Annotated in this window: 13 protein-coding genes; 4 read left to right on the top strand and 9 right to left on the bottom strand. The window is 73.7% G+C overall.

Annotated elements, in window-relative coordinates; genetic code table 11:
* A partial coding sequence (locus E1212_RS23830) for an HRDC domain-containing protein (RefSeq protein WP_203417148.1) occupies window positions 1-1,216 on the bottom strand: 1,216 nt, incomplete at its 3' end.
* Window positions 1,213-1,815, bottom strand: a complete 603-nt coding sequence (locus E1212_RS23825) for a DUF3000 domain-containing protein (RefSeq protein WP_131987095.1) — start codon at window positions 1,813-1,815, stop codon at window positions 1,213-1,215. The genes E1212_RS23825 and E1212_RS23830, both read right to left, overlap by 4 nt.
* Before the next feature lie 68 nt (window positions 1,816-1,883).
* Between E1212_RS23825 and hemE the strand changes: the two genes are divergently transcribed.
* On the top strand, window positions 1,884-2,957 hold the full coding sequence (gene hemE / locus E1212_RS23820) for a uroporphyrinogen decarboxylase (protein ID WP_131987093.1): 1,074 nt from the start codon (window positions 1,884-1,886) through the stop codon (window positions 2,955-2,957).
* Here the strand turns inward: hemE and E1212_RS23815 are convergent.
* Window positions 2,921-3,865 (bottom strand): DUF4349 domain-containing protein, encoded by a 945-nt coding sequence (locus E1212_RS23815; protein WP_131987091.1) that lies wholly within the window; start codon window positions 3,863-3,865, stop codon window positions 2,921-2,923. The genes hemE and E1212_RS23815 overlap by 37 nt on opposite strands.
* Window positions 3,866-4,001: 136 nt before the next feature.
* Here E1212_RS23815 and hemG point away from each other — a divergent pair, with 136 nt between their 5' ends.
* Window positions 4,002-5,645, top strand: coding sequence for a protoporphyrinogen oxidase (gene hemG, locus E1212_RS23810; RefSeq protein ID WP_203417146.1), 1,644 nt, complete (start codon window positions 4,002-4,004; stop codon window positions 5,643-5,645).
* Window positions 5,642-6,346, top strand: a complete 705-nt coding sequence (gene hemQ / locus E1212_RS23805; RefSeq protein WP_131987087.1) for a hydrogen peroxide-dependent heme synthase — start codon at window positions 5,642-5,644, stop codon at window positions 6,344-6,346. Before hemG ends, hemQ begins: the two co-directional genes overlap by 4 nt.
* A gap of 4 nt (window positions 6,347-6,350) precedes the next feature.
* Here hemQ and E1212_RS23800 read toward each other — a convergent pair whose 3' ends face one another.
* The 4 genes from E1212_RS23800 to msrB form a co-directional block, all read right to left on the bottom strand.
* Window positions 6,351-7,064: a hypothetical protein gene (locus E1212_RS23800; protein WP_131987085.1), complete on the bottom strand. Its 714-nt coding sequence runs from the start codon at window positions 7,062-7,064 to the stop codon at window positions 6,351-6,353.
* Complete coding sequence (locus E1212_RS23795) at window positions 7,061-7,564, bottom strand: sigma-70 family RNA polymerase sigma factor (RefSeq protein WP_131987083.1); 504 nt, start codon at window positions 7,562-7,564, stop codon at window positions 7,061-7,063. Before E1212_RS23795 ends, E1212_RS23800 begins: the two co-directional genes overlap by 4 nt.
* Before the next feature lie 244 nt (window positions 7,565-7,808).
* Complete coding sequence (locus E1212_RS23790; RefSeq protein ID WP_131987080.1) at window positions 7,809-8,258, bottom strand: GNAT family N-acetyltransferase; 450 nt, start codon at window positions 8,256-8,258, stop codon at window positions 7,809-7,811.
* Between the two features lie 17 nt (window positions 8,259-8,275).
* Complete coding sequence (gene msrB, locus E1212_RS23785) at window positions 8,276-8,692, bottom strand: peptide-methionine (R)-S-oxide reductase MsrB (RefSeq protein WP_131987078.1); 417 nt, start codon at window positions 8,690-8,692, stop codon at window positions 8,276-8,278.
* A gap of 100 nt (window positions 8,693-8,792) precedes the next feature.
* Here msrB and E1212_RS23780 point away from each other — a divergent pair, with 100 nt between their 5' ends.
* Complete coding sequence (locus tag E1212_RS23780) at window positions 8,793-9,212, top strand: DoxX family protein (RefSeq protein ID WP_131987076.1); 420 nt, start codon at window positions 8,793-8,795, stop codon at window positions 9,210-9,212.
* A 6-nt stretch (window positions 9,213-9,218) separates the two neighbouring features.
* On the opposite strand, the gene ligD is transcribed toward E1212_RS23780, so the two are convergent.
* Window positions 9,219-10,265 carry a non-homologous end-joining DNA ligase gene (ligD, locus tag E1212_RS23775; RefSeq protein WP_131987074.1) on the bottom strand — a complete coding sequence of 349 codons (1,047 nt, stop codon included), beginning with the start codon at window positions 10,263-10,265 and terminating at the stop codon, window positions 9,219-9,221.
* Window positions 10,262-10,858 carry a hypothetical protein gene (locus tag E1212_RS23770; protein ID WP_203417145.1) on the bottom strand — a complete coding sequence of 199 codons (597 nt, stop codon included), beginning with the start codon at window positions 10,856-10,858 and terminating at the stop codon, window positions 10,262-10,264. The genes ligD and E1212_RS23770 overlap by 4 nt, the downstream gene beginning before the upstream one ends.
* Between the last annotated feature and the right edge of the window lie 12 nt (window positions 10,859-10,870).

The raw sequence follows: 10,870 nt of genomic DNA, 5'->3' as shown, positions 1-10,870 counted from the left end.
GGGCCGGGGTGGGGTTCGCGAACGCGTCGGCGACGGCCTCGGCCGTCAGCGCGATCTGCCACTCCCGCGCGCCGCGCGAACGGAACAGCTCCGCGACCGCCTCGGCGGACAGCGGCGACGGCGGCTGCCACGCGGCCCGGCGCAGGGTGTCGGGCGTCAGCAGGTTCTCGACCGGCAGGTCGTGGGCCTCGGCGATCTCGACGACGCGGGCGCGCGCTGCCGCGAGCCGGGCGGCGGCGTCGGGCTGGCGGGTCGCCCAGGCGCGCGGCGGCGGAGGGCCGTCGTACGGGGCGGCCTGCAGCGGCAGCTCCTTGTCGGAGAGCGCCCGTGCGTCGGCGACCGCGCCGAACCAGCGCGACAGCTCGCGGCGTTGCGACCGGCCGCGGTAGACCGGCATGGCCGCCATGGCGTCGGCCGTGGTGGGCATGGTGAGTGCCGCCTCGATGATGGCGGAGTCGGGCAGCACCCGGCCGGGGGAGAGGTCGCGCTGCCGGGCGAGGTCGTCGCGGGCGTACCAGAGCTGCCGCACGACGGCGAGCCGGCGGCGGTCGCGGATGCGGTGCAGGCCCGACGTACGGCGCCAAGGGTCGGCGCGCGGCTCCTGCTGCGGCGCGGCCACGATGGCGGCGAACTCCTCGTGGGCCCAGTCGAGCTTGCCGGTCTCGATCAGCCGCTCCTCGAGGGCGTCGCGCAGCTCGATGAGCAGCTCGACGTCGAGGGCGGCGTAGCGCAGCCAGTCCTCGGGCAGCGGCCGGGTGGACCAGTCCGCGGCCGAGTGGCCCTTCTCGAGCGCGTACCCGAGCACGCTGTCGACCAGCGGGCCGAGGCCGACGCGGGGGAGTCCGAGCAGGCGACCGGCCAGCTCGGTGTCGAACAGCCGGGTCGGCTTCATGCCGACCTCGGCGAGGCAGGCGAGGTCCTGCGTCGCGGCGTGCAGCACCCACTCGGAGTCGGCCAGCGCTGCGCCGAGTTCGGAGAGGTCGGGCACCCCGGTGGGATCGATGAGCGCCGTTCCCGCGCCCCGGCGGCGCAGCTGGATGAGGTAGGCGCGGTGGCCATAGCGGTAGCCGGACGCGCGCTCGGCGTCGACGGCCACCGGTCCTTCGGCGGCCGCGAACGCCGCGATCGCGGCCTTCAGGGTCTCACCGTCGGTGATGACCTCCGGAAGGCCGTCGCGGGGCTCGAGCAGCGGAGTCGAGACGTCGTCGTCCGTCAACGGCTCCGCCTACGGCGTGTCTGCGGCATGGCGACCACGCCGGCCGGCAGCGGGATCAACCCGGCCGCCGTCGCGAGTGCGTCGCCCCAGGCCAGGGCGTGCGACGTGAGGTCGGGCTCGAGCGGCGTCCAGGACGCGCGGATCTCGATCTCGGCGCTGGCGAGCTCGCCGGCCATGCCGCCGAAGCCTTCGGAGGCCACGCGCGTGACGGTGCCGCTGGCGGCCGTGTAGGGCGCGGACCGGCCGGCGAGCGAGTCGATGATCCAGGTCCAGCCGACGGCGAGCAGCAGCGGGTCGGCGCCCATCTCGGGCTCGAGGCTGGCCCGAAGGTAGGTGACCAGTCGGAACTCGCCGTGCCAGGACTCCTGCCCGGCGGGGTCGTAGAGCAGCACGAGCCGGCCGGTGGCGGTGGCGTCCTCGTCGCCGTCGTCGACGAAGACGTCGGCGCTGAGTGCATGGGTGTGCGGGGCCAGCCGCTTCGGCGCGGGCGTCTGCTCGAGGCTGATCTCATGCCGGAACTGAGCAGACGTCAGGGAACGCACCGCACGCTCGAAGACAGCCGGTACCCCCGGCTGGAGACCCTCGGTGTCCCTTGCCACAATTGGCAGACTAGGCCCGTTTGACGGTCGCGTCAGGCAGGCACGCCCGCCATGCGACCATCAGTGATGTGACCGTGACCTACGACGACAACGCCTCCGCGCCCGCCGGGCCGTCCGACAGCCTCTTCGTGCGCGCCTGCCGAGGCGAGCGCACGAGCCGTCCACCTGTGTGGTTCATGCGGCAGGCCGGGCGCTCGCTGCCGGAGTACCGGCGCCTGCGCGAGGGCGTGCCCATGCTGGAGTCGTGCACCCGTCCCGACATGGTGACCGAGATCACGTTACAGCCGGTCCGCCGGTACGGGGTCGACGCCGCCATCTTCTACTCCGACATCGTGGTGCCGCTGCGCGCCGTGGGCGTCGACGTCGACGTGAAGCCGGGCATCGGGCCGGTGCTGGGCAGTCCCATCCGCACCCGCGCCGACCTCGACCAGCTGCGCCCGCTCGAGCCCGGCGACGTCTCGTTCGTCGACGAGTCCGTCCGCGCGCTGGTCGGCGAGCTGGGCGCGACGCCGCTCATCGGCTTCGCCGGCGCGCCGTTCACACTGGCGTCGTACCTCGTCGAGGGCGGCCCGTCGAAGAACCACGAGGTCACCAAGGCGCTCATGCACAGCGACCCGGAGCTCTGGCACGAGCTGCTCAGCCGGGTCGCCGGCATCTCCGCGATGTTCCTCGACGTGCAGGTGCGGGCCGGCGCGAGCGCGGTGCAGCTGTTCGACTCGTGGGCCGGCGCGCTGTCGGCGGCCGACTACGCCAAGTTCGTCCATCCGCACAGCGCCGAGGTGCTCGACAGCGTCATCGACGTTCCGCGCATCCACTTCGGCGTGGGCACGTCGGAGTTCCTGCCGCTCATGGCGTCGGCCGGCGCCGACGTCGTGGGCGTCGACTGGCGGCTGCCGCTCGACGAGGCCGCCCTGCGGGTGCCGGGCAAGCCGCTGCAGGGCAACCTCGACCCCGCCCTGCTGGGGGCCGACTGGCCGGTCATCGAGCGCGAGGTGCACCGCATCGTGGCCGAGGGCCGGCGGGCGCCGGCGCACGTCTTCAACCTCGGCCACGGCGTGCTCCCGACCACGAACCCCGACGTGCTGGCGCGCGTGGTCGAGACCGTTCAGGCGGCGGAGTCGGGGAGCGGCGCCGCACGCTGACCCCGTCGGCGCTTGGCGATCTGCCAGGCGGGGACACCGATCAGCGCGGCCAGCGCGGCGAACGGCAGCACCGCGCCGAGGGCGGTCAGGAACCCGCCGCCGACGGTGACGAACGCCTTCCAGCCGCCGGAGAGACCCGCCAGGAAGCCGCCGTCGTCGTCGTCCGCGCGGGCCGGCGGGGCGTCGCTGCTCTCGTACAGGTGCAGCGTGACGGTGGCCATCGCCGTCAGGCCCGCGAGCTGTTCCTGCCGGCTGAGCAGCGCGTCGAGGTCGGCCTCGCGGCCGGCCAGCTCGGACTCGATGCTGACCACGTCGGCGAGCTGCGTGGCGTCGGCGAGCAGGGCGCGGATGCGGGCGATGCTGGCCCGCTGCGACTCGATGCGCGACGCGACGTCGACGACCTCTTGCGTGACGTCCTCGGTGCCGCGGCTGCGGCTGGTGACCTCGCCGAGCGCCTCGAGCTCGGCGACGGTGGCGTGGTGGTCCGCCGACGGGATCTTGAGCGTGAGGACGGCGTCGTGCTGGCCGTTGACCTGCTCGTTCGCGACGTACCCGCCTGCGGTGACGGCGGCAGCGGCGGCCCGGTTCGCGGCGGCCGCGACGTCGTCGGTGCTGATGGTGAGGTCGACGGTGTAGATGATGGAGCGGTCGCGGGCCGCCGCCGAGACGACCTCGGCGAGGACGCCGCCCTCGGACCGCGGGCCGGCGTCGGCGTCGCCGCCGTCGTCCTGGGGTGCGGCCTCGCCGCCGCCGTCGCCTTCCGCCGGGGCCTCGGGGGCCGGGGCGTCGACGGCGGCGTCGCTCCCGCCCGAGCTGCCGCTGTCGTCGCTGCCGCCGCAGCCGGCGAGCGCGATCACCGCCACCAGAGCCACCGTCGTCGTTCCGAACACCGTCCGCCGCCGCACCATGACGCCTCCCGAGTCGACCGGTCCCGTGTCGCTTGATTCGACGGTGACGCCTGTCACAGGGTTGCGTCCCGGCTGGTCACGATCGGGGAACGACCTGGTCACGAGGGTGCGGCGGGCTCGTGCGATGCTGGTTCGCGTGAGCGGTGTGCGGGTGGCGGTCGTCGGTGGCGGGATCAGCGGCCTGGCGGCGGCCTGGTTCCTGCGGCAGGCGCTCGGGCCCGACGCGCAGATCGTCGTGCTGGAGAAGCAGCCGGTCGTCGGCGGGCACCTGCGGGTCTCCGACGTCGCCGGGCTGCCCGTCGACGAGGGCGCGGAGTCGCTGCTGGCGCGGCGCCCCGAGGCGGTCGACCTGGCGCGCGCCGTCGGGCTGGGCGACGACGTCGTGCACCCGGCCGCGGTCGGGGCCGGGCTGTGGAGCCGGGGCTCGATCGTGCCGTTGCCGGCCGGGACGGTCATGGGCGTGCCCGCCGACCCCGCGCGGCTGGCCGGCGTGCTGACGCCGACGGAGGTGTCGGCTGCGCTCGCGCTGGACGCTGCGGCTGCTGGGCTGCCGGTGGACGGCGACGTCGCGATCGGGCGGCTGGTGCGGTCGCGCTACGGCGACGCGGTGGCGGACCGGCTGGTCGAGCCGCTGCTCGGCGGCGTGTACGCCGGCCGCGCCGATGAGCTCTCGCTCGACGCGACGGTGCCCGCGCTGGGGGCGGCCGTGCGGACGGCGCGGACGCTGCGCGACGCGGTCGCGGCGACCACCGCCCCGCCGCCGGCGGGGACTCCGGCCGATTCGTCGACGGCGGGGGAGCCGGCCGCGTCGCACACGGGGCCGTCAGCTGCGTCAGCGGCGGAAACATCAGCCGGCCGACGTGGTACACCCCGCCCGGCTGGGAGGGGTCTCCCACCCTACGGGCGGGTACCGACAACCGCGGCGCAGCCGGGCGCGGCGCAGACGACCATGGCGCAGGCGGGCGCGGCGCAGGCTGGCGCGGCGCAGGCGGGCGCGGCGACGCCGGTGTTCGCCGGCCTGACCGGCGGCGTCGGGCGGCTGCCGGCCGCGGTCGCGGCCGCATCCGGGGCCGAGGTGCGAACCGGCGTCACGGTGCGGGCCATGGAGCGAACAGCAACAGGCTGGCGGCTGGTCACGGGACCGGTCCCGGCGCCGTCGACGCTCGAGGTCGATGCGGTGGTGGTGGCGACACCGGCGGCCGCGGCAGCCCGGCTGCTGGCGCCGGTGGTCCCGGCGGCGGCCGCGGAGCTCGGCGCCGTCGAGGCGGCGAGCATGGCGATCGTCACGCTCGCGCTTCCCGCGGACGGCTTCCCGCTGCCGCCGTCGTCGTCCGGATTCCTGGTGCCGCCGGTCGACGGGCGGACGATCAAGGCGGTGACGTACTCGTCGGTGAAGTGGCCGTGGCTGGGCGGGCGGTCCGGCGACCTCGTGCTGCTGCGCGCGTCGCTGGGCCGGCACGGCGACGCGCAGGACCTGCAGCGCGACGACGGCGAGCTGGTCGCGGCCGCGCTGGCCGACGTCCGCGCCGCGACCGGCTACGCAGGGGGCGTCGCCGACTCGCGGGTGACACGGTGGGGAGGCGCGCTGCCGCAGTACGCCGTCGGGCACCTGGACCGGGTCGCGCGCGTGCGGGCCGCGGTCGACGCCGTCCCCGGCCTCGCGGTCTGCGGCGCCGTGTACGACGGTGTCGGCGTGGCCGCCTGCATCGGGGCGGCCCGCGAGGCGGCGGGGAGGGTGGCGGCGGCGTTGTCGGAGGGGCGTGTCAGGATCGAGTCATGAGCGACGACGCGTCCAGGCCGAAGGCCCGCGAGCTGAACCAGGTCATCCGCTACACCATGTGGTCGGTGTTCCGGTTGCGCTCACCGCTGGGCGCGGCCTCGCGGCCCGAGCTGGCCGACGAGGTCGTCGCGCTGTTCGCCGAGCTGGCCGCCAAGGACGTCGTCATCCGCGGCACCTACGACGTCTCCGGCCTGCGCGCCGACGCCGACCTGCTCGTCTGGTGGCACGCGCCGGCCATCGAGGACCTGCAGACGGCGTACCAGCGGTTCCGCGGCACGGCGCTCGGGCGGCAGCTCGACCCGGTCTGGTCGCAGGCGGCACTGCACCGTCCGGCGGAGTTCAACAAGAGCCATGTCCCGGCCTTCCTCGCCGACGAGGAGCCGCGCGCGTACGTGTCGGTCTATCCGTTCGTGCGGTCCTACGAGTGGTACCTGCTGCCCGACGCCGAGCGTCGCCAGATGCTCGCCGAGCACGGCCAGATGGCGCGCGAGTACCCCGACGTGCGGGCCAACACCGTCGCCTCGTTCTCCCTCGGCGACTACGAGTGGATCCTCGCCTTCGAGGCCGACGAGCTGCACCGCATCGTCGACCTCATGCGACACCTGCGCAGCTCGACGGCGCGGCGGCACGTGCGCGAGGAGATCCCGTTCTACACCGGCCGGCGGCTCGCGCTGCCCGAGCTGGTCGCGGCGTTGCCTTAGCCGGTCACTCGACTTCGACCTCGATGGGTCCGCTGTAGAGCGCGAGACCGTCGCTGAACCGCAGCTCGACGTACACCTGATGCGGCCCGGGCTGGAGCGGTGCGAACTCGGGTTCGGTGTCCGGCGTGCACTGGCGAAGGGACGACTCCACGGGGAAGGTGGTGCTCTCGCCGGGCGCCAGGGTCACGTGGGCCCAGTCCAAGAGCGCTGCATCCGGCACGGTGACCACGGAGTCGCCGTGGACCAGATACGCCTCGGGCGCCGGGGTGGCTATGCCGGCGAACGGCTGGTCGCTGACGTTGGTGACCGTCGCTGTGCCGATCCGAGTCCCGCTGACTCCCAGGCCGACGACGTCGTCGAGGTCGACCGTCATCTCCAGCGGTGTCTCCGGTGCCGGACCTTGTGCCGTCAGGTCCTCGCCGCACGCGGGCGAGCCGAACGCCTGCTGTGGCCCGGGTGCCGGGGACTTGTCGACCGTCGGCAGCCCGCTCGGTGTCGGCGTCGTACGGGCAATCGGGGGAGTAGCACCGTCGCCCTGGTCGAGGAGGCCCGCGGCGGCCGCCGTCGACATCGCGGCCACCAGCACGACCGCGCTCCCCGCGGCGGCGAGCCGGCCCCGACGGCGGCGAATGATGCGTCCGCGGAGCAGGCCGAGGTCGAGCGCTCCCGCATCGGGAGCGTCGGCGGCCAGGTCGGACAGCTGGGTACGCAGGGTCATCGCAGTCCCTCCCGCGAGTCGCTGAGCAGGGGTTCGAGGCGGGCGCGGGCGTCGCTGAGGTGCCGCTTCACCGCGCCGGGAGCGCAGCCGAGCACGTCCGCCACCTGCGCCACGGAAAGGTCCTCGTAGTAGTGCAGCACCACACAGGCCCGCTGCCGCGGCGACAGGGTGGCCAGCGCGGTCCGCAGGTCGGCGCCGTCGACCACCGCGGTCTCGGGCCCGGACACGTCGTGGCGGCCGGCCACGAGGTGCCGGACCCGGGTCCACCGCCCCGACCGGCGCCGGCCGTCGATGTGGATGGTGAGGATCGCGCGCCGGACGTAGGCCTCGGCCGACTCCACCGTCAGCCCGCGCGTCGTCCGGCCGAAGGCGCGCAGCAGCGCCTCCTGCACCAGGTCCGCCGCCTCCGCGGCCTCGCCGGTCAGCAGGTAGGCGTAGCGGAGCAGCGCCTGGCCGCGGTTCTCGGCCAGGTCGGTGAAGACCCGCTCCCAGCTCGCCACCTGCTCACCTCCGCCGCTCTCACCTCCTAAGACGAGCGAGACGGCGATCCGGTTGGGTGCTCTCGGATCTCGCGACAGGTCACCGCACGTCGATCCCCATGGGCCCGGCGTACTGCACGATCTCCGCGCCGTCGTAGGTCCGCAGGTCCCACCTGCCAGAGATCGGCATGTTGACACACACCAACAGCTGGCCTGAGTGTCGAGCGACGGATCGAGATGCGGGCCGACAATGGATCGGCGAGCGTCAATGGGCGGCCGGGCGGGCCATGGGCAGGTGCGGGATGCTGCCGTCGAGGAACTCCGGGCCGGTGACCTCGTAGCCGAACCGGGCGTAGAAGTTCGCCAGGTGGGACTGGGCGGCGAGCACGGATCGACGGCCGCCGATGCGTTCCAGGGCGGCCGTCATGAGCCGGCCCGACAAGCCGCCGCCGCGGGCGTCGGGGGCGACCACCACGCGACCGATCCGGGCCGTGCCGTCGGGGTCGGTGAGGATGCGCAGGTAGCCGACCGGCTCGTCGCCGCGAGCCAGCCAGACGTGGACGGCCGACGGTTCGAGGTCGCGACCGTCCAGCTCCGGGTAGGGGTCCTTCTGCTCGACGACGAAGACGTCGGTCCGCAGCTTCAGCAGCCGGTACAGCGTCGCCGCGTCGAGCTCGTCGAAGGACGCGGTGTGCAGCGTGAGGTCGGTGGTCACCGCCCCAGTGTGCCGGATCAGCGGGCCGCGTCGGCGGCCCGTCGCTGCAGCGAGATGCCGTTGATGCAGTAGCGCAGGTCGGTCGGGGTGGCGAAGCCCTCGCCCTGGAAGACGTGGCCCAGGTGCGAGCCGCAACGGGCGCAGCGCACCTCGGTGCGGACGGTGCCGAAGCTGCGGTCCTCGATGTACGCGACCCGGTCCTCGGCGAGCGGGGCGTAGAACGACGGCCAGCCGCAGTGGGCGTCGAACTTGGTGGCGGACTCGAACAGCTCCGCGCCGCACGCGCGACAGGAGTAGACGAACGGCTGGTCGTCGGCGTGCTCGAGCGGGCTGGTGAAGGCGCGCTCGGTGCCGGCCTCGCGCAGGACGTGGTACTCCTCAGGAGTCAGCTCCGCCCGCCACTCGGCGTCGGTCTTCTCGATCTGGTAGCTCATATCTGGAGAACCTCCTGGACAGCGACCGGATTCCCGGGTGTGAACGGGTGACCGAGTGAGCATGATCCACGGTGAGACCCCTTCTCCCTCGGAGGACGACATGGACGTCGTGTTCCTGATCGGCCGCATCCTGTTCGCGGCGATCTTCCTGGGCAGCTCGGTCGCCCACCTCACCGACCGCGGCGCGATGGCCGGCTACGCGGAGAGCCGCGGAGTCAAGCCGGGGCAGCCGGCGGTGTGGGTCACCGGCGGTCAGATCCTGCTCGGCGGGCTGTCGGTGCTCCTCGGCGTCTGGATGGACCTCGGCGCCATCCTGCTCGCGCTGTTCACGCTGTCCGCGGCGCTGCTCATGCACGCCTTCTGGCGTGACAAGGACCCGACCACGCGGCAGCAGGAGATGACCCAGTTCATGAAGGACATCTCCCTCACCGGCGCGTCGCTGATCCTGCTCTTCCTGGTCTGGGAGCTCGGTGAGGACACGCCGTTCACCATCACCGACCCGCTCTTCGACGTGAACTGACGACAGTCAGTCGAAGGTCGCGCGGCGGGAGGGCTGGACGCGCAGCGGCTCGCCGGGCATCTTCGGGTACTCCGGGGGATACGGCAGGTCGCCGAGGTCGTGGTCCTTCTCGTCGCGGGCGGCCAGCTCGAGCAGCGGCTCCAGCGAGTACGCCACCTCGGCGACACCGGCGTGCAGGTCGCCGACCGACGCGAACCGGGCCGGCATGGTGGTGATGTCGAAATCCTCGGGCCGGGCGTCGTCGACCTCGTCCCACGAGAGCGGCGCGGACACCGTCGCCCGGGGGCGGGGCCGGACGGAGTAGGCCGACGCGATGGTGCGGTCGCGGGCCATCTGGTTGAAGTCGATGAAGATGCGCTCGCCCCGCTCCTCCTTCCACCAGTCGACGGTGACCTGCTTCGGCATCCGCCGCCCGAGCTCGCGGCCGAACGCGATGACGGCGCGGCGCGCCTGGACGAAGTCCCACTCGGGCCGCACCGGGACGTAGAGGTGCATGCCGCGCCCGCCGGACGTCTTCGGGAAGCCGTCCATGCCGAGCTCGCGCAGCAGCGTCCGGGCCTCGTGGGCGACGACGACGGCGTCGGCGTAGTCGGTGCCGGGCTGCGGGTCGAGGTCGATGCGCAGCTGGTCGGGGTGGTCGGTGTCGGGCCGGCGGACCGGCCAGGGGTGGAACGTCAGCGTGCCGAGGTTGGCCGCCCACGCGACCACCGCGACCTCCGTGGGGCAGACCTCGTCGGCGGTGCGGCCGCTCGGGAAGGCCACCGTGGCGGTCTCGACGTAGTCGGGCGCGCCCTTGGGGATGCGCTTCTGGTAGAACGCGTCGCCGCGGTTGTCCTGGCGCGTCGACAGCTTGGCGCCCTCGAAGACGCCGCCCGGCCAGCGCTCCAGCGTGGTCGGCCGCTCGCGCAGCGCGCCGAGGATGCCGTCGCCGACGGCGAGGAAGTACTGCACGACGTCGAGCTTGGTGAGGCCGCGCTCGGGGAAGTAGACCTTGCTGGGGCTGGAGACCCGGACCATGCGGCCGCCGGCCTCGAACTCGATGGCTTCCCTCATGCCGTCCCCGAGGTCGTGCCGGCCGCACCACCGTTGGTCTCGCGCCGCGCGCGCTCCTCTGCCTCGGCCGCGTGCCCGGCCTCGACCTCGGACTCCCAGTCGGGCTCGCCGCGGGCCAGCAGGTGCAGCACCGGCACCTTGAGCCGGCGCCGGGCGCGGGCGGTCCAGTCGACGTGGAACAGTTCGGCGATGACATGCGGGCGGGTGAGGATGATGATCTCGGCCGCGCCGCACTCCTGCGACAGCGCGCACAGGCGGTCGAGCGGGTCGGTCGCGGTGACCTCGCCGCCGGCCTGGGCGCCGGCCTTGGCGAACGCCTCGAGCGACTGGGCCAGAGACCGCTTGCTGGCGGCCCGGATCTCTTCGTGCACGCGCTCGAGGTCGGCTTCGTCGACGTACATGGCGGCGGTGCCCATGACCTCACTGGCCGCGAGCGAGCCGATGGTCGACTCGACCCGGCTGGCGGCGTCCTCGACCGGGATCAGGACGTGATAGCGGACCGGTTCGGGTGTGTCGGCGTGCAGCGCCACGATCTGGCGCGCGTCCCAGTCGGAAACGGGCTCTTCCACCAGCACGACGATGTTGTACGACATGTCGACCTCCCC

Source organism: Jiangella ureilytica, from assembly GCF_004348545.1.
In the GTDB taxonomy this organism is placed as follows: Bacteria; Actinomycetota; Actinomycetes; order Jiangellales; family Jiangellaceae; genus Jiangella; species Jiangella ureilytica.
The sequence above is the reverse complement of the archived record's forward strand: the minus strand, read 5'-3'. Positions and strand labels throughout refer to the sequence as shown.